This is a genomic window from Actinomyces oris (assembly GCF_001929375.1).
Taxonomy (GTDB): Bacteria; Actinomycetota; Actinomycetes; order Actinomycetales; family Actinomycetaceae; genus Actinomyces; species Actinomyces oris_B.
This window is the reverse complement of record NZ_MSGO01000022.1, coordinates 1-18,381: the sequence shown is the minus strand read 5'-3', so window position 1 is coordinate 18,381 and position 18,381 is coordinate 1. Positions and strand designations below refer to the sequence as shown.

The 18,381-nt window shown below is 70.9% G+C and carries 12 protein-coding genes; 8 read left to right on the top strand and 4 right to left on the bottom strand.

Going from position 1 to position 18,381, the window contains the following annotated elements; all coding sequences use genetic code 11:
* Positions 1-95: 95 nt before the first annotated feature.
* The 3 genes from BKH32_RS05630 to BKH32_RS05620 all read right to left on the bottom strand — a co-directional run bounded on the left by BKH32_RS05630 (position 96) and on the right by BKH32_RS05620 (position 5,348).
* Positions 96-2,411, bottom strand: coding sequence for a TerD family protein (locus BKH32_RS05630; protein WP_075249035.1), 2,316 nt, complete (start codon positions 2,409-2,411; stop codon positions 96-98).
* Positions 2,412-2,516: 105 nt separating this feature from the next.
* On the bottom strand, positions 2,517-3,866 hold the full coding sequence (locus BKH32_RS05625) for a hypothetical protein (protein WP_075249034.1): 1,350 nt from the start codon (positions 3,864-3,866) through the stop codon (positions 2,517-2,519).
* Between the two features lie 132 nt (positions 3,867-3,998).
* Positions 3,999-5,348 (bottom strand): hypothetical protein, encoded by a 1,350-nt coding sequence (locus BKH32_RS05620; protein WP_075249033.1) that lies wholly within the window; start codon positions 5,346-5,348, stop codon positions 3,999-4,001.
* Between the two features lie 298 nt (positions 5,349-5,646).
* Between BKH32_RS05620 and BKH32_RS05615 the strand changes: the two genes are divergently transcribed.
* From BKH32_RS05615 to purQ, 7 genes are all read left to right on the top strand, one after another.
* Entirely contained in the window at positions 5,647-6,882 is a 1,236-nt protein-coding gene (locus BKH32_RS05615) for a hypothetical protein (protein ID WP_075249032.1), read from the top strand.
* Between the two features lie 137 nt (positions 6,883-7,019).
* Positions 7,020-8,318, top strand: coding sequence for a phosphoribosylamine--glycine ligase (gene purD, locus BKH32_RS05610; RefSeq protein ID WP_075249031.1), 1,299 nt, complete (start codon positions 7,020-7,022; stop codon positions 8,316-8,318).
* Between the two features lie 433 nt (positions 8,319-8,751).
* Positions 8,752-9,702, top strand: a complete 951-nt coding sequence (locus BKH32_RS05605; RefSeq protein WP_075249030.1) for a phosphoribosylaminoimidazolesuccinocarboxamide synthase — start codon at positions 8,752-8,754, stop codon at positions 9,700-9,702.
* A complete protein-coding gene (locus tag BKH32_RS05600) occupies positions 9,699-10,373 on the top strand; it encodes a hypothetical protein (RefSeq protein WP_075249029.1) in 675 nt (224 codons plus the stop codon). The genes BKH32_RS05605 and BKH32_RS05600 overlap by 4 nt, the downstream gene beginning before the upstream one ends.
* Positions 10,370-12,046, top strand: a complete 1,677-nt coding sequence (locus BKH32_RS14625) for a hypothetical protein (RefSeq protein WP_075249028.1) — start codon at positions 10,370-10,372, stop codon at positions 12,044-12,046. Before BKH32_RS05600 ends, BKH32_RS14625 begins: the two co-directional genes overlap by 4 nt.
* An 89-nt stretch (positions 12,047-12,135) precedes the next feature.
* The gene (purS, locus tag BKH32_RS05590; protein WP_075249027.1) at positions 12,136-12,390 is read left to right on the top strand and encodes a phosphoribosylformylglycinamidine synthase subunit PurS; all 255 of its coding nucleotides are present in this window, start codon (positions 12,136-12,138) and stop codon (positions 12,388-12,390) included.
* 3 nt (positions 12,391-12,393) lie between these two features.
* Entirely contained in the window at positions 12,394-13,116 is a 723-nt protein-coding gene (gene purQ / locus BKH32_RS05585) for a phosphoribosylformylglycinamidine synthase subunit PurQ (protein ID WP_075249026.1), read from the top strand.
* A 947-nt stretch (positions 13,117-14,063) separates the two neighbouring features.
* On the opposite strand, the gene BKH32_RS05580 is transcribed toward purQ, so the two are convergent.
* Complete coding sequence (locus BKH32_RS05580; RefSeq protein ID WP_075249025.1) at positions 14,064-15,476, bottom strand: glycosyltransferase; 1,413 nt, start codon at positions 15,474-15,476, stop codon at positions 14,064-14,066.
* Between the two features lie 249 nt (positions 15,477-15,725).
* Here BKH32_RS05580 and purL point away from each other — a divergent pair, with 249 nt between their 5' ends.
* Positions 15,726-18,086 (top strand): phosphoribosylformylglycinamidine synthase subunit PurL, encoded by a 2,361-nt coding sequence (purL, locus tag BKH32_RS05575; RefSeq protein WP_075249024.1) that lies wholly within the window; start codon positions 15,726-15,728, stop codon positions 18,084-18,086.
* Positions 18,087-18,381: the final 295 nt, after the last annotated feature.

Genomic DNA, 18,381 nt, shown 5'->3' with positions numbered 1-18,381 from the left:
ACTGGTGGTCCCGCCCGGCTGCGTCCGGGAAGCGAAGGCGCTGGGAGAAATGTGAAGGCAGAAGGAAGCACCCTCATGGCCGGACACGGCTCAGGCTACTCCGCCTGCCGACCCTCGGTGCCCCCGGCCGCGTCGGAGGCCGCGTTCGCCGTGACCCCCGTGGTGCCCAGCAGCGCCAGGATCCGCTCGGTCTGCCACGGCAGGATCCCGCCCTCACTGAAGACCAGCTGGGCCTCATCGGGGTCCTCGACGACGTCGTCGGCCAGGAGCCCCAGCAGGTGCGCCAGCGGCATGCGCCGCCCCTCCAGCAGGTCGAGCAGGTGCGCCAGGACCCGGTTGCTGCTGCGATCCAGGTTCGCCACCTGGTGCTCACCCACCCCCACGGGCAGGTCCCACCAGATGAGGCGGCGCTCGGCGAGGTCGATGACGAAGGGCGTCGCGTTGAACGTGGGTGAGATCAGGTCGAGGCGCTGCATGACGGTGGAGGCCTCGAAGACCTCGCCGCTCTGCGGGTCCGCGCCTCGGGCCATCGCCCCCGCCCAGCACTCGGGCACCTCACTGAGCCGGTGGTGGGAGAAGGAGTGGACCGTCATGACGACGTAGCGCCACCCCTGCCGCAGCGCCTCGGCCAGGGTGACGTCGATGAACTCGGCCGCCCCGTCGGGCGCCGAGGTGAGGTCGCCGGAGTGCACGGCCGCCGTCGAACGCAGGTTGTAGTAGGCGATCTGCTCGGTGCGTGCGAGGTCCTCGGAGACGAAGAAGGCCGACAGGTCCAGGTCCACGCGGGTGCCCCCGCTGTCCTCGGCGGCAGCAGGACCGGCAGGCCCCGGGGTCTCGGGCGGGGTCTCGGGCAGGTCGCGCCAGTGCAGGAAGAAGCGGATCGTCTCGCCCTCGGGCAGCGGCAGTCGGGTGCCGCGCCCCGCCGTGCGCAGGCCCGGCGAGGCCGAGCGCAGACCCAACGGGGCCGTGTAGCCCTCATAAAGCCCCTGGTCGACGGCGATCCGCCCCAGGTGCGCCCGCCGGCGCAAGGCCTCCTCGACGGCGCGAACCACCTCCGCGTCGGCGGGTCCGGGGCGGCGGGTGGTGGGGATGAGCGTCGTCTTGGTGCCCGCGGCCGCCTTGATGGCGACGACCCTCCAGGGCAGGGCCTCCGCTCCGGGGGAGGAGAAGTACTCCCACAGGCGCACCAGGACCGGCAGGGAGACCTCGGGCGCGACCCGGGCGAACTCGGCGACCACGCGCTCGCGGGCGGCGTCATCGGCGCACAGTCGCAGCAGGTGGTTGAGCCGGCGGGCGAAGACCCCGGGGCGGGTGGCCAGCAGACGAAGGGCTCCCTCGACGTCGCGGCGCGCCAGCGCCTCCTCCAGGTGGGAGGTGAAACCCGCTTCGGCGCCCCCGGAGGCGACCTGGTGCAGGAGCGCGGCGGCTCGCGGGAAGCGACGCGCGTAGTCGCCGGGCCGCAGGTGACGGGCCAGACGCTTCCACCGCTCGCAGCGCCGAGCCATCTCCTCGGCGCAGTCCCGGCCGTCCTGGACCCGTCCGACGGCGTCGAGCAGACCCAGCAGCCGACGCCGCTGGGCGCGGGAGAAGGAGGGGAACCGGCACGGCTCGGCCAGGGAGGTATCGCCGCCCGCCAGGGCGACCGCCAGGCGCAGCACGTCAGTGACGGTGCGGTAGGAGGCGGAGAAGTCCAGCCCGGGGAAGGTGACGGTGAGGACGGCGAGGTTCTCCTTGACCGCCACGTGCGGCGCCCGAGTGGGACCGAAGTCGCGCAGGGCCGTCAGGTCCGCGCGGTCCTGGGCGCTGAAGGGGGTCGCCTGGGCGACGAGGTCGGCCACGATCCGCTCCAGGTCCTGCACCGTGGCCAGGCCCAGCTCGGTGAGGGCGCTGTCGTCTCCCGGCAGGGGCTCACGGGGGCTGGGCCGGTAGCCCGGCAGGATCCGGACCCCGACGACGTCGCCCAGGTAGTGCAGGGCGGCATTGACCAGCAGCGTGGCCTCGGAGGCGGTACGGACCTGGACGGGGAAGTCGGGGTAGAAGGGCCGGTAGTCGGCGGCCGGGGAGCCGGAGGTGAGGCGGGCGGCGGCGTTGACCAGCGCCCAGGCCTGCTCGGGGCGGGTGAGGGCCGCCCGGGCGGGGGCGGAGAGCCGGTAGCCCAGGGCGCGCAGCGTGCTCAGGGCCGTGTCGACCCCCGCGTCGCTGCCCCGCTGCGGCGCGGGAGCCCCACCCTGCGGCACCGTGGGATACGACGTCACTGGTTCGCCGGCGGCCGGCGGGAGATGGACGGCCCCGAGCCGGCGGATCGTCACCGTGTTGAGCTCCGCGGTGGCCTCGGTACCAGGGGCAGGGACGGCCGCTGTGCCGGCTCCTGTGTCGGCCGCCGTCGTTGCAGGGGACTGATTGACTCCCACTAGACCTCCTGACGCATCGCCCTCCAGGGACTCCGCGTCCCGGAACCGGCTTGAGCCTACCGGAGCATCGCTCCTCGTACCGGGGCCGAAAGGCGGCTGGGTGACTCAGTAGCGTCCGTATGAGTCCTCCAGCAGTGTCTGGAAGGAGTCGATCTCAACCTCAACCTTGCTGAATCCGCTGGTCACCCTGACACCGTGGTCCCCGACCTGGAACAGGCGCATGAGAAATCCGTCGTTCGTGGTGCGTATTCCGTAGGGGAACCCGTAGCGCCGCTCCAGGGCCTGGGCGATCCGCCAGGTGTAGTCGGCCACGTGGCGCTCGTCGAAGCACAGCCGCGCCTCCTCATCCCCCTCCGGCGCAGTGACCACCTCGATGCCCCAGATACCGGAGAATCGCGACTTCTCCGCGAGCCAGCCGTCTCCGCGCAGAATGGGGCGGTCCAACCTGATGCACGGGCGGCCGCCGAGCCGTTTGAGGACGCTCTTGATGGCGGCGCCGTCGAGGACCTGCTCGACGATGGAGAGGGTCTGGGGGATGGACAGTCCGATCCGCATCGGTACGACCTGCCAGTTCACCGCAGGCCGAGCGGGGCCGCTGGGGGTGGGGGTGGAGGCGGCGAGCCTGCGAAGCTCGTCCATCGTCATCGCGGGCCCGAGCGAGTCCTGCTCCCGATCCTTGAGAAGGAACTCGATCTCATCCCTTTCCATATCGTCCTCGTCTCCGCTGGGGCTGGCGGCGATGAGACCATAGTCACCGAAGCCCTCGGAGCCGGCGAAGCGGATGTCCATGAGGGGGCGCCCTCCGGCCAGGCCGGCGACGACGTCGCGCATACTGATCTGGCTTCGCTCGCTGCCGAGGAGATGGCGGGGGATGAGGACCTGCTCCCCGGTGGACTCGACGGTGACCGTGAGGCCCTCGGCCGTGCCGGTGAAGGAGACGAGGCCCAGACCCGAGGCGCCCATGTCCCAGCGGAGGGTGAAGGGGCGGCGCCACTGCGGCGGCATGAGAGCCAGGTTGTCGGGAAGTCCGCCGAGAGTCTTCGCCGTGGTCTCCTCGAACATCTCCCAGTTGACGACGTCGGCCTCTCCGGGGCCCCAGTCACTGACCGGCTCCCGTCCAAGTTTTACCGTCCATAAGTACGGATAGTCCTCGGCCTCGCCCCACTTGAAGCTCTGATACTCGTCAGTATCGATGGGGTAGGTGGGGTTGTAGGAGTTGACAGTCAGCTCGTACTCGTCTCTCAGCGGGCGATAGTCCGGCTCGATCTCGACGATCCGCTCCCCGAGCCGCCAGCGGAAGAAGAGGTCCGGGCCGTAGACGGCGAAGGACTCGGTGTCCAGGATGTCGGCGGCGTCGAGCAGGAAGCGGTGCACGTCCGCCTCGGTCAGGGTGGTGCCCATCAGCGAGGCCACGCGGTCGGCCACATCCACCTCGGGGTTCACGGTGCTGTTCACGTCTGTCCTCCGTCTGCTGCTTCGCCGAACGACTCACCCCAGCATATGGCGCCATCGCGCGCATTCGTCGGGGTCGATCTCCCCATGGGGGTGTTTGCTAGATAGACTTGGGGTATCGGTTACGCTTCATCATCACCAGAATTCGGCGAGCTTGTCGAAGGAGCCGGTCTCGACCGTCACGGCGGCGAAACTGGTGCCCACCTCGATGCCATGGTTTCCAACCCGGAACAGTCGGGAGAGGTAGCCGTCGTTGGTGGTGTTCATCCCGTATGGGGGGCCGTAGCGCTGTTCCAGGGCCTGGGCGATCCGCCAGGCGTAGTCGGCCACGTGGCGCTCATCGAAGCACAGATTCTCCCCCTCATCCCCCTCCGGGTCGGTGACCACCTCGATCTCCCATTTGCCGCCGGAAGGACTCGCGAGCCAACCGTCTCCTCGCAGAATCGGCTCATCCCACCGTGATCCCGGCTGCCCGCCGAGTCGCGTCAGAACATCCTCCATGGCGGTGCCGGTGACGATCTGTTCGACGACGTGGAGGACTGCGGGGATGGACAGGCCGATCTTCATCGGCACAGTCGTCCAGCGCGTTTGAGACTGCTCGAGTTCGTCAACAGTGGCGTCTGATGGCGTGGATGCAGGTGTGGCGGCCAGCTGCCGGAGGTCCTCCATCGTCATGGCCGCTCGAGGACGACCCTCCTCGTGCTCCTGGATGAGGGACTCGACGAGGTCCTTGTCCCAACCGGACTCGTTCCCGTTGGGGGTCGCCACGTACAGGTCTTGATAGTAGGCGTCGCCGAAGCCCTCGGAGCCGGCGAAGCGGATGTCCATGAGGGGGCGTCCTCCGGCGAGGCCGGCGACGACGTCGCCCATCTTCACCTCGTGTCCAAGGAGAGCTCGGGGGATGAGCACCTGCTCCCCGGTGGCCTCGACGGTGACCGTGATGCCCTCGACCGTGCCGGTGAAGGAGACGAGTCCCAGGCCCGAGGCGCCCATGTCCCAGCGGAGGGTGAGGGGTCGGCGCCACTGCGGCGGTATGAGGGCCAGGTTGTCGGGCAGGGCGTGGAGGATGACCGCGATGATCTCATCGAACATCTCCCAGGTGACCGCGTAGTGAGTGCCGGGTCCAAAGATGTTGAACCCGGTCCTTCCGAGCTCCGCCGTCCACACATAGGGGAACTCGTTGAGCTCGCAGTTCTCGAACGTCAGGTACTCGTCGATATCAATGGCTCGTTCGCGGTCGAAGGAGATGACGCGCAGGGAACATCCCTCATCCGAGAACGCGGGGTTGGGGGTGATTTCGACGTAGCGGTCTCCGCAAGCCCAGCGGAAGAAGAGGTCCGGGCCGTAGACGGCGAAGGACTCGGTGCCCAGGATGTCGGCGGCGTCGAGCAGGAAGCGGTGCACGTCCGCCTCGGTCAGGGTGGTGCCCATCAAGGCGGCCACGCGGTCGGCCACCTGCGCCTCGGGGTTCACAGTGCTGTTCACGTCTGTCCTCCGTCTGCTGCTTCGCCGAACGACTCACCCCAGCATATGGCGCCATCGCGCGCATTCGTCAGGGCCGGTCTCCCCATGGAAAGTGCCTGGCCCTGGGCTTCTGAGCAGTGGCCCAAGCATCTAGGCTGACCGCATTCGACGTCCACTGGACTCATGCGTCGGACTTCTGCGAGAACCAGTGGGCAGAGTAGGGGGAGCATTGGATAACAGCGAGTGGGTGACCCATGCGGGACATGACTGGAGGATCCTGAATCCAGGCCGGCAAGGTCCCGATCACCTGAGGCTCGGTATGACCCTCGACTACGGCGTCGTCGACGAGGGGCCGTCGCGGATCGGCACGCTGGCTCTGCTTTCGGCGGCACTGAGAGCGGATCTTCAACGCTCCGTCAATGTCAGGGGCGCCCAGTCTCCCCCGCCCCTGGTCTCAGTGGACGTGGGGACCATCTCAACCACCGTCATGATCGAGGGGCGGAGCCGAGCTGTCCTGGCAGCCTGGGACCGACTCGGCGGGCTCCTCGCCGCACCGGGCCTGACTGTACCGGCCGAACCGGCGCCCACCCCCAGGCCGGTCTGGCCGCAGGACCTGGCTGCCTACACCGGCGCCAATGCGCTGACGCTGGGCGACCTGCGCATTCGGGGACCGCGGAACCTCGACGTCGCCGACGCTCTCCTGGCCCATGTGGCGCCCGCAGCCTGCCGGGTCCGCCACACCTTCGTCACCGACGACCCGCGCGCCGTCGGCACCGGGTGGAGCGGACAACCGTCCTACGGTGTCGCTCCGGCGCGGCGACTCCTCGAGGCCTGCAGGCAACCCACCCTGGTGCCTTGCGACCGGGACGGCGTCATCGTCTCCGTGGCCGTCCCCGCAGGGATGCGGGGACGCGCCGAGGTGAACTCTCTCAGCCTGAGGATCGGGAACGCTCTGGCCGACCTCGGCCACCACTCTCGGGTGCACCGGGAGCCGATCCCGCTGGGAAACCTTGACGTCGTCATCTTCTGCCTCGCCGATGAGGACGCCGCCAGGGCCTGCCGACACCGCGTCCTGGAGCAGCTGCTCAACCGACGGTCATACCCCGCCGGCGAGGATCTGGTGAACCGCCTCCACATCCCCCTGCGCGACGACACTGCGGACCTCCTCGATACCGGGTGCATCGACGTCAGGGAACCGTGGCTGCCCGACGATGCCAACAGCCTCCTGTGGGCCGATGCGCCCCCGGCGGATGACACCGGCTCGAGCCTCCACCACTCCGTTCACCTGACCGACCATCTCATCGCCGAGGGGTTCTACCTGCGGACACCTGACGCAGAGGGCAGGATGAGGAACGAGTGCATCGGGCAGGCCCATGTCGTCAACCTCGACAACCTCGCCGTCATCGTCCGGCAGACGGAGAACGTCGTCGAGTTCATCGACCACCAGCTCAACCGCGTGCCCCTACCATGGCCGGACATCATCACCTCCCCGACCTTCAAGGACGACCTCGGTCCCTACCTCGACGCACTCCCGCGCTACGTCCTGGAGAACTGATCGATCCGGGATTGAGGCGCAGCCGATCCGAGGAGACCGCTCCACCAGTCCTCACCGCCGGACATATATGCCCTGCCGAACGTACAGCCCCCGCAGTTCCGGGCGTGGTTATGGCCTTCATCATCTAGGCTGAGGCCGTGAAGATCCTGCTCCTGGGCTCCGGCGCGCGCGAGCACGCCCTGGCCCGCGCCCTCGCCCGTGATCCGCAGACCACTGAGCTCATCGTCGCCCCCGGAAACCCCGGCACCTCGGCCATCGCCACGAACCTCAACATCGACCCCAGCGTCCCCGAGGAGGTCGTGGCCCTGGCCACGCAGATGAAGGCCGACCTCGTCGTCGTCGGCCCCGAGGCGCCCCTGGTCGCCGGTGTCGCCGACGCCGTGCGCGAGGCCGGAATCCCCTGCTTCGGCCCCGGTGCCGAGGCCGCCCGCCTGGAGGGCTCGAAGGCCTTCGCCAAGGAGATCATGACCGCCGCGGGCGTCCCCACCGCCGAGGCCGCCGTGTGCACCACCGAGGCCGAGCTGACCGCCGCCCTGGACCGCTTCGGGGCGCCCTACGTCGTCAAGGAGGACGGCCTGGCCGCAGGCAAGGGCGTCGTCGTCACCGACGAGCGCCCCGTCGCCCTGGCCCACGGCCACACCTGCCTGACTCGCGGCAGCGGTCGCGTCCTCGTCGAGGACTACCTCGACGGCCCCGAGGCCTCCGTGTTCTGCGTGTGCGACGGCGCCACCGTCCGCCCCCTGGCCCCCGCCCAGGACTTCAAGCGCCTCCTCAACGACGACGCCGGCCCCAACACCGGCGGCATGGGCGCCTACTCGCCCCTGTCCTGGGCCCCGGCCGACCTGGTCGAGCAGGTGGTGAGCGAGGTCGCCCAACCCGTCGTCGACGAGATGGCCCGCCGCGGCACCAGCTTCATCGGCCTGCTCTACTGCGGCCTGGCCCTGACCGGTCGCGGCCTGCGCGTCGTCGAGTTCAACGTGCGCTTCGGCGACCCCGAGACCCAGACCGTCCTGGCCCGCCTGACCTCCTCCCTGCCCGAGCTCCTCCACGCCGCCGCCACCGGCCGCCTCGCCGAGACCCCCGAGCCCACCTGGTCCGAGCAGTGCGCCGTCGACGTCGTCATCGCCGCCCCCGGCTACCCCGGAACCGTCACCACCGGCGGCACCATCACCGGGATCGAGGCCGCCGAGGAGCTCGACGACGTCCACGTGCTGCACGCCGGCACCGGCACCACCGAGCGCGGGGAGCTGGTGGCCATCGGTGGGCGGGTCCTGTCCGTCGTCGCCCTGGGGGCGAGCCTCGAGGCGGCGCGGGAGCGCGCCTACGAGGCCGTCGAGCGCATCGACCTCGAGGGAGCCCAGTACCGCACCGACATCGCCCGGGCGGCCAGCGAAGGCAGAGTCGGTAGCGCTGCCAGCGCCGACGGGGCCGAGTAAGGCGGCCTCGCCGTCGCGACCACGGCGCGCGGCTCGCCGTGCGCTGAACCCCCGGAAGACCACGCTGTCAGACCCGGTCACGAGGGACCGGGCGCGTGGCCCACGCACTTCTTCCGAGACCAAACGCACACCGCTTCGCTCTTTCTGAGGGAGGCCTGCCGCCCCTCGACGGAGGGGAGAGGTGGACGCCGGCCCCGGTGTTGACCCACGTCAGCGTTCTGTCCGGAAGGTCGGGAAGGGGCGGGAGGTGAGATCCGCTCCCATCCCGTCGGTGGGATTTGCTCCGGCCGCGGCCCGGCTCCCGCCGACGCCCCGACACGGATGAATGGGCGTCATGGCGCGGTAAGCGGGCGGGCGCCCAGTGGTGACCCCCGCGGGCGACGCAGCAGCCCGGAACCGGACACAGGGCGCCCGCCGATGGCAGGATGGGGGCATGACTCAGTCCGCGAGCTCCGCCTCAGTCGGCCCCAGTGCCTCAGCAGCCGGCTCCCGGCCACCCACCGTCCCCGGGTGGGAGCACCGCTCCAGCGGCAAGGTCCGGGACGTCTACGCCCCCGCCTCCGACGGCCCCTGGGGCGGGCAGGACGTGCTCCTCGTGGTCGCCTCGGACCGCATCAGCGCCTACGACCACATCCTGGCCACCCCGATCCCGGACAAGGGCAAGGTCCTCACCGCCCTGAGCGCCTGGTGGTTCGAGCGGCTCGCCGACGTCGTCCCGAGCCACCTCGTCTCCCTCGATGTCCCCTCCCAGGTCGCCGGACGCGCCATGATCTGCCGGCGACTGGAGATGTACCCGGTGGAGTGCGTGGCCCGCGGCTACCTCACCGGCTCCGGCCTGGCCGAGTACCGCCAGAGCCGCTCCGTGTGCGGCGTGGCCCTGCCCGGGGGACTGACCGAGGCCTCCCGCCTGCCCGAGCCGATCTTCACCCCGGCCGCCAAGGCCGAGCTCGGTGAGCACGACGAGAACGTCACCTTCGAGCGCGTCGTCCAGATGGTGGGGGAGAGCGCCGCCACCGCCCTGCGCGAGACCACCCTGGCCCTCTACTCCCGGGCCGCTGAGATCGCCCGGGACCGCGGCATCATCCTGGCCGACACCAAGTTCGAGCTCGGCACCGACGCCGACGGCGACCTGATCCTGGGAGACGAGGTCCTCACCCCCGACTCCTCCCGCTTCTGGCCCGCCGACGCCTGGGAGCCCGGCCGGGTCACGCCCTCCTTCGACAAGCAGTACGTGCGCGACTGGCTCACCTCCCCGGCCTCGGGCTGGGACCGGGACAGCGGCCAGGAGCCCCCGTCCCTGCCCGACGACGTCGTCGAACGGACCCGAGCCCGCTACCTCGAGGCCTACGAGCGGCTGACCGGCCACCCCCTGGAGCTGTCATGACCACGACCTCACCCACGTCGGATCTTCCCGATACCGGGACCGCCGCCCGCGCCTTCAAACCGGGGCCGGGCTTCTACGTCCTGGTCGGCCTCATCGTCCTGACAGTCGTGCTGGCGCTGTCGGCCGCCATCACCTCCGCCCTCGGGGCGGCCGAGACCTCCCACATCCTGGGCGGCATCGCCCTCGTCCTCGTGGGGCTGGGCATGCTCGCCTCCTTGAGGCTCTCCGCCCGCTCCCTGGTGGTCAACGCCCCCCGCCTGCGCCTGGAGCGCAACCGGGTCCGGGCGGCCCAGGTCAGGCAGGGCGGCGAGACCTCCACGAAAGGGGCCAGCGGCAAGGGGGCCAAGGGCTCCCAGTCCTCGCAGCGGGGCGCGGGCGCCGACAACGCGCCCCTGCCCGGCACCGACCTGGCAACACTCACCGTGCCGGGAACCAAGGTACTCGTGCCTGAGTCGACCGGTCGGCGTGAGCTGACCACCCTCGACGTGGTCTCCGGCCCCGTCACCACCGCACTGGCGGCGACATCGTTCGGGCGTGCGGCCGATGAGCGCCTGGCCGGGACCTCCACCGGCGAGACCCTCATCCGTGTCGGCCAGCTCCTGCTCGGCGCCACCGGCTTCGTGCTCGTGGCCCTGGGGCTCGCCTCCATCCTGGGACAGGTGATCTCATGACCCCTCGTGACCGACGCCCCGACAACGAGCAGGGGCCCGTCAACTGGGGCATCATGCCCAAGCGGACCCCACGTCCGAAGAGCGCCTCCGCCAGGCCCGGCGGCAGTGGGCTGCTTGAGGTCGTCCGCTCCGGCAACAACCCGGCCCCCACCGGCTCGTCCGCCTCGGGAGTCTCCACGGCCTCCGCCGCCGACTCGGCCGACGACGCCGCCGGCACCCGCGAGGCGGGTGGCACGGGTGGCGCGGCAGTCATGACGGAGGAGGACCTGCGCTCAGCCGCGGCCCAGGCCATCGCCTCAGGGACCGCTGACGCCGTCGACGCCGCCATCGCCATCGACCTGGCCGACGTGTCCGACGACGACACCGGCTGGGCCGACTCCGCCCCGTCCGCGGGGTCCCCCGCCTCCCCGGTCGCCCTGCGCGCCGTCGGCGGACCCACCGACACCCTTGAGGACCACGGTGAGCCCGAGCCGATGGGCGAGCCGGTCCCCCTCACGGCCAGCGCAGGCAGCGCCCCCAGTGCCCCCCAGCAGGAGCGGGCCGCCGCCGTCAGCGCCGACAGCCGCTCGCCACGGCCCGTCGTGCGCCCCACCGCCGTCGAGGGACCGGGAAGCGCGCCCCAGACGGGAGCCACCACCACCCGCGTCTTCACCATCTCCCAGGGCAGGCCCGAGGCCGTGCCCAGCGGTACCGCCCCGGCCTCCGCGCCGCCGCCGATGACCGCAGCATCGGCCGCACCAGCTGAACCGGCCGCTCCGGCCGCCCAAGCCCCCGGCGTTGGAGCCCCCTCCAGCCACGGCTACCAGACCCGCCCCAGCACCACCCCCGCCGCGCCCACGAGTCCAGCGGCCCAGCCGCCCGAGGCCGAGGAGGACGCCGGCATCCTGGCCGAGTCCAGCGCCTGGGAGGCGGCCACCAACGCCCTCGACGCCGAGGAGATCAAGGCCCAGGGAGGCACCGACTGGGGCGTGGGACGCGGCCCCGCCAAGGGGCGCGGGCCCCGCCGCCCCTCCTCGGGCACCGACTGGGGCGTGGGGCGCGGACGAGCCAAGAGCTCCAGCGCCCGGACCCGCTCCCCATGGCCGGCAGCAGTGCGCCGCCAGCGCCTGGCCGGCGTGGCCTTCGCCCTGCTGGGGCTGGTCCTGGCCACCGCCTCGGCCATGAACCTGGCCCGCAACGCCGAAGCCGGCCACCCGTGGATCCCGCCGTGGCTCGTCGCGGTCCTCGGCGGGGCCGGGCTGGTGGCCGCCGCCGGCTACCTGGCTTGGGCCGGAGGCACCCCCGTGCGCCGCGAGGCCGAGCGCTGGAAGCCCGGCGTGCTCGACGCCGCCGCCGGTCTGACCACCGGGTCCGTCAAGGTCCACGACCCCGCCCGGCTGGTGGCCCGCGCTCGCGGACCGCTCCTGCTGGGCACCTCCGAGCGCGGCGACGAGACGGCCCCCACCGTGGACTCCGGCCCCACGCCGGTCATGGGTACCTCCACCGTCGACCAGTCCATCCACGCCCCCGCCGGGGTTGCCGGCGCCGTGGGCGGGTTCATGCTCGCCAGCGCCGTGGTCTGCGCCGTCGTCGCCCTCATCCTGGGCTCCAGCTGGCTCATCGCCACTGCCACCCTGACCCTGGGCGGAGTCCTGGCGATCCGGCTGGCCGGCGAGTGGCTCGGCCAGGTCTGAGCCGGCTCGAGACCGCCAGGTCAGTGCCGCGAGCTGCATGCGGGTAGTCTTGGGCTGCGCACTCATCCCGCCTTATCCGAGGAGCACCCATGGGACGCATCGTCGTCGAGGTCATGCCCAAGCCCGAGATTCTTGACCCCCAGGGCAAGGCGGTCGTCGGAAGCCTTCCCCGCCTCGGCTTCGAGCAGTTCACCGGGGTGCGGCAGGGCCGCCGCTTCGAGCTGACCGTGGACGGGCCCGTCACCGAGGAGCACCTGGCCGCCGCCCGCGAGGCCGCCGACACCCTCCTGTCCAACCCGATCATCGAGGACGTCGTCTCCGTCACCGCTGACGAGGAGGCCTGAGCCGTGAGCGAGTCGCCCAGCAGCTCCCCCACTGCCCGCATCGGCGTCATCACCTTCCCCGGGACGCTCGACGACGTCGACGCCGCCCGTGCCGTGCGCCTGGCCGGGGCCGAGCCGGTGAGCCTGTGGCACAAGGACGCCGACCTGCGCGGGGTCGATGCCGTCGTCGTGCCCGGAGGCTTCTCCTACGGCGACTACCTGCGCTGCGGCGCCATCGCCCGCTTCGCCCCCGTCATGGAGGAGGTCGTGGTCGCCGCCGAGCGAGGCATGCCGGTGCTCGGCATCTGCAACGGCTTCCAGATCCTCGCCGAGGCACACCTCCTGCCCGGCGCCCTCCTGCGCAACGCGAACCAGCGCTTCATCTGCGTCGAGCAGCGCCTGCGCGTGGAGAACACGCAGACCGCCTGGACCAACCGGTACACGGTCGGGGAGGAGATCGTCGTTCCCATGAAGAACGGCGAGGGCAACTTCATCGCCTCCCCCGAGGAGCTCGACCGCCTCGAAGGGGAGGGCCTCGTCGTCTTCCGCTACGTGGGCAACCCCAACGGCTCGGCCCGGGACATCGCCGGCGTGCGCAATGAGCGCGGCAACGTCGTCGGACTCATGCCCCACCCCGAGCACGCCGTGGAGCCCGGTTTTGGGCCCGGCTCGCAGGCGGGTCCGCGCACCGGGACCGACGGCCTGGGAGTCTTCCGCTCCGCCATCGACTCGCTGCTGGCTGTCTGAGGACACCGAGGACCGCAACACCACCTGACAGCCGTCAGGAGTGAGGGCCGAGTCCTCCCCTGCCACGTTATCCACAGATCCGCCTCGGGCCTGTGCAGAACTGTGGAGAGAACAGGGCGATCCCTCGCTTGGGGACCTGGCCGTGACCGTGCTCAAGTTGCATGGCGATGAGGAATGTGCTGTCGCAGCCGTCGAGGGTACCGCTTCGGGATTCCCGAGGGGGTGAGCGCGACTGGTCGGATGGTTTGCCCGTCTTTTCAGCCAAAACTCTGTCTATGGCGATGATGCCCCAAGGTATGCGGGAGCGTTTGTGGGAAGCCCCCAGCGTGATCGCTCACCCGGGTTGGAGGCCTCGAACGGGGCTTGTGCACAGGGGGAGTGGCGACATTCCACGAACCCACACACCCCTGCACAAGCCTGTGGACACGACCTGTGGATAACTCTGCCCGTGATGTGATGGAGCCCCTGGGCCGGCTCTCCAGCGCGCGACTGTCGGCCGCTCACCGGTCAGCGGTTGTGCTGCGAGACGTGATCGTCGAGCCAGTCCCTGAGAAGGCCTGCCGTCAGTCCGTGGAAGCCCCTCTTGATCTCTGGGCTTTCCTGCTTCTTGGTTCCCCGCCGGTGATGGCGCGGTTGTGACGCATGGCGTGTACTGCACGAGGGTCGGGAGCTACTGAAGGAGGTTCGGGGGTACTCCACGTAGGTCGGGCCTTCGTGCAGTACGCACAACCCGTGGCCAGTAGATCCCAACCCTCGTGGAGTAGGCCGACTCGGGGCGGGAGCGGGCCGGAGCCGACGTCGAACCATGACCTTAGGGGTCCTGCGCGGGAGCCGGAAGGGTCCAGGAAGGGGAAACGCTGCCAGTGCCGGGGTGAGGGCGTCTCACTTCCCAGCCAAGGCCCCGTGGAGTCGATCAGGCCCGCCGCCAGGCGCCTTTCGTCGGCTCGTCAGCCCACCAGGTCGGCCACGATCTGCAAGAGGTCCTGCAGATGCCGGTTGGACAGGAACTCCCGGCGCACGGACTCGTGGGCGGCCAGCCCCATCTCCTGGGCCCGCTCGGGGAAGAGCAGCAGGTCGCGCACGGCCTCGGCCCAGGCGACTCCATCGGCCGGGTCGACCAGGACGCCGTCGACGCCGTCGTCGATCTGATCGCGGATGCCGCCCACCGCGGAGGCGACCACCGGGGCCTTCTTCCACATCGCCTCGGCCACCGTCAGCCCGAAGGCCTCGATGAGGGAGCGCTGGGTGACTACCGAGCTGACGCGCTGGACGGCGTTGACGACGGTGGCGTTGACCTCACGGTCCTCCATGCTCACCGCGGCCACATGGATCCGGGAGGCGACCGAGTCCGGCAGCACCGAGCAGCGCTCCACGATCTGGGTGAGGGTGGCCTGCGACTCGGGCCCGTCCGGGGTCGGGCCGACCAGCAGCAGGTGGGCGTCCTCGGGCAGCACGGCGATGTTATCGGCGAAGGCCTCTACCAGCTCCAGGCCTCCCTTGAGGCGGTCCCACCTGTTGACCTGGGTGACGACCCGGGCGCCCAGCGGCACCGGACCGCCGGCCAGGACCGGGTCGTCGGCCAGGCCGCGGAAGGCGTCGGCGCGTCCGTCGTGACGCATGAAGGGCACGGCCTCGAAGGGCGGTTCGCCGGCGAAGATCCCCGACAGGCGCGCCACCGACCAGGCCTCGTCCAGGTCCAGGACCCGGTTCTTGGGGGAGTCGGCGTCGATGGAGGGGGCCAGGACCGCGCAGCGCTCGGCCTCGATGTAGGGCGGGCGGTACTCGGGGCGGGAGACGATGACAAGGTCCACGTCCTCCAGGTAGCGGTCCAGGAAGGCCCAGGCGTAGTCGGCGGCCTCGCCCGCGCCCTCGGCCCCGGCGTGGCAGCGCCAGATGACGGTGGCGCCCGCTGCCTTGAGGGCCTTGGCCAGGCCTGCTGTGGGCGGGTCGTGAAGGATGACGACGTCGTCGGGGCGGACCTCCTCGACGATGTTCTCCGCGTTGGAGGCCAGGACGTGCTCGTAGATGTCGCGCTGCTTGTCCCCGAGCTTGCCGCCGTCGCCGTGGTCCCCGTGGATGCCGGCGTGCAGGCGCGTCGCGATCCGGGTGAACTCCTCAGGGGCGTCCAGCGTCAGCCAGCGCACGTTGAGGCCGGCGCCCAGGGAGTAGCCCACGAGGGGCGCGACCGTCTCCGCGGGTCCCGAGCCGGCGGCTGCCGACGGCGTGACCGTCCACACGGTGCGCCCCTCCAGTAGGGCCTCGGCCCCCGTCAGGCTCGTGCGCAGTCGTTTGATGGCTACCTCGTCCAGGTGACTCTCCAGATGCGACAGGGGCAGCGGGGCGACGTCGATGTCTCTCATGCCATGATCTTCCCCCGAAATCCTATGAGGCGCAGCACTTTGAGTGTGGGCGTGGCGTCTTGTTGTCTTTTCGGCATTCTTCCGGCGGGCTTCCGCAGTGCACTGATCGGGCGAACGTGGAGGGAGCGGAGGGTGCGTGGAGTGAACGGAGGGTGCGTGGAGTGAGACCCCGCCAAGGTGATGGTGTGAGGATCCGTGGGCGTGGGTAGGCTTGGCCCGGCCGCACTCCCTCTTCAACCAGGAGCCCCCATGGCGTCCGAGCCCGTGATCCCAGCCGCCCACCCCGACACCGTCGCCGACGCCGCCGCGACGCCCGAGCGGGAGATGCCCTGGAAGGAGCTGGGCCTCAAGGCCGACGAGTACGAGTCCATCCGTGAGCTGCTGGGGCGCCGCCCCACCAATGCCGAGCTGGCCATGTACTCGGTCATGTGGTCCGAGCACTGCTCCTACAAGTCCTCCAAGATCCACCTGCGCCAGTTCGGCGTCAAGACCACCCCCGAGATGCGCGAGCACCTCCTGGTCGGGATGGGGGAGAACGCCGGCGTCGTCGACATTGGTGACGGCTGGGCCGTGACTTACAAGGTCGAGTCCCACAACCACCCCAGCTACGTCGAGCCCTACCAGGGGGCCGCCACCGGCGTGGGCGGCATCGTGCGCGACATCATCTCCATGGGGGCACGGCCCGTGGCCGTCATGGACCAGCTGCGCTTCGGCGCCGTCGACCACCCCGACACCGCGCGCGTCGTCCACGGTGTCGTGGCCGGCGTGGGCACCTACGGCAACTCCCTGGGCCTGCCCAACATCGGCGGCGAGACCGAGTTCGACTCCTCCTACCAGGAGAACCCGCTGGTCAACGCCCTGTGCGTGGGCGTGCTGCGCCACGAGGACATCCACCTGGCCAACGCCACCGGCGCCGGCAACAAGGTGGTGCTCTTCGGGGCCCGCACCGGCGGGGACGGCATCGGCGGGGCCTCCATCCTGGCCTCGGAGTCCTTCGAGGACGGTATGCCCGCCAAGCGCCCCAGCGTCCAGGTGGGCGACCCCTTCATGGAGAAGGTCCTCATCGAGTGCTGCCTCGACCTGTTCGGCGCCGGGCTCGTGCTGGGCATCCAGGACCTGGGTGCCGCAGGCATCTCCTGCGCCACCTCCGAGCTGGCCTCCAACGGTGACGGCGGCATGCACGTGGACCTGGAGAAGGTGCTGCTGCGCGACCCCACACTGACCGCCGGGGAGATCCTCATGAGCGAGTCCCAGGAGCGCATGATGGCCGTCGTTGCGCCCGACAAGCTCGAGGAGTTCATGGCCGTCATCGACAAGTGGGACGTCGAGGCCGCCGTCATCGGGGAGGTCAACGGCTCGGGCCGCCTGACCATCGACCACTTCGGGGAGCGGATCGTCGACGTCGACCCGCGCACCGTGGCCCACGAGGGCCCCACCTACGAGCGCCCCTACGCCCGCCCCGCCTGGCAGGACGCGCTCAACGCCGACACCACCGAGCGCCTGGCCCGCCCCGAGTCCGCCACCGAGCTGGCCGAGCAGGTGCGCGCCGTCGTCACCAGCCCCAACCAGGCCTCCGTCGCCTGGGTGACCAACCAGTACGACCGTTTCGTGCGCGGCGACACCGCCCTGTGTCAGCCCGATGACGCCGGCGTCATCCGCGTCGATGAGGCCACCGGCCGCGGCGTGGCCATCTCCACCGACGCCAACGGTCGCTTCACCAAGCTCGACCCGGCCACCGGCGCCGCCCAGGCCCTGGCCGAGTCCTACCGCAACGTGTGCACCGTGGGCGCCCGGCCCCTGGCCGTCACCGACTGCCTCAACTTCGGCTCGCCGGAGGATCCCGACGCCATGTGGCAGCTCGTCGAGGCCATCACCGGCCTGGCCGACGCCTGCGCCGCCATGGGGGTGCCGGTCACCGGCGGCAACGTCTCCCTCTACAACTCCCACGGCAAGGTCAAGGGGCAGATCGACTCCTCGATCAACCCCACGCCCGTCGTCGGCGTCCTGGGCGTCATGGACGATGTGCGCCGTGCCAATCCCTCGGGCTGGCACGAGGAGGGCCTGGCCATCATGACCCTGGGCGCCACCGCCGACGAGCTCGACGGCTCGGCCTGGTCCCGCGTGGTCCACGACCACCTCGGCGGGCTGCCCCCGCGCGTCGACCTCGAGGCGGAGATGGCGCTCGGGCGGGTGCTGCTGGCCCTGAGCGAGGCGGAGGGGCCCGGCGGCGAGTCGCTGGTGCGTGCCGCCCACGACTGCTCGGCCGGCGGCCTCATCCAGACCCTCGTGGACTCCTGCCTGCGCTGCGGCGTCGGCGCCAGCGTGGACCTGAGCGCCATCCAGGGGGAGGGCGTGGATGACTTCACCGCCCTGTTCTCCGAGTCCGGGGCCCGCGCCATCGTCGCCGTGCGCGAGGAGTTCGTGCCTGCTGTCACCGCGGCCGCCGAGGCCGAGGACGTCGCCGTGGCGCGTCTGGGGACCACCGGCGGCGACCTGCTCGTCGTGGCCGGCAGTGACCTGCTCTCCGACGGCGGTGCCGGGCGTCCCCTCGTCCTGGACCTGGCCGAGCTGGGGAACGACGTCGAGGGCGTCCTGCCGGCGCTGTTCTGAGTCCGCCCGTCCACCGTCTCCTTCGCGGGACGCGGCTCAGTTGGGAGCCGTGTCCGTGAGGGGTCGTTGGTCCTGGTGAGTGTGCTGATCGTCCGGTTAACTTCTGGGGTGTTCCCTGATTTCTACAAGAACGCTCCTGGGGTCCGTGTTGGGCGGGGGCGTGGCCTGGGGGTGGGTCGATGAGTGCGGTGCCGGTTGGGTTGCCCGGGTTGGCTGCTGTGATCGCCACCCGGGTTCCTGGTTCTCCTGGTGGGGTCAGGTCCCTGGCTGCGTCTTGGCGTCGGTCGGGGGACAG

What these genes read in the sequence shown, in the direction of transcription:
- purL (WP_075249024.1), top strand. Translation starts at nt 15,726, where the DNA reads ATGGCGTCCGAGCCCGTGATCCCAGCCGCCCACCCCGACACCGTCGCC.
- BKH32_RS05615 (WP_075249032.1), top strand. Translation starts at nt 5,647, where the DNA reads ATGACCCTCGACTACGGCGTCGTCGACGAGGGGCCGTCGCGGATCGGC.
- BKH32_RS05605 (WP_075249030.1), top strand. Translation starts at nt 8,752, where the DNA reads ATGACTCAGTCCGCGAGCTCCGCCTCAGTCGGCCCCAGTGCCTCAGCA.
- BKH32_RS05580 (WP_075249025.1), bottom strand. Translation starts at nt 15,476, where the DNA reads ATGAGAGACATCGACGTCGCCCCGCTGCCCCTGTCGCATCTGGAGAGT.
- BKH32_RS14625 (WP_075249028.1), top strand. Translation starts at nt 10,370, where the DNA reads ATGACCCCTCGTGACCGACGCCCCGACAACGAGCAGGGGCCCGTCAAC.
- BKH32_RS05600 (WP_075249029.1), top strand. Translation starts at nt 9,699, where the DNA reads ATGACCACGACCTCACCCACGTCGGATCTTCCCGATACCGGGACCGCC.
- purS (WP_075249027.1), top strand. Translation starts at nt 12,136, where the DNA reads ATGGGACGCATCGTCGTCGAGGTCATGCCCAAGCCCGAGATTCTTGAC.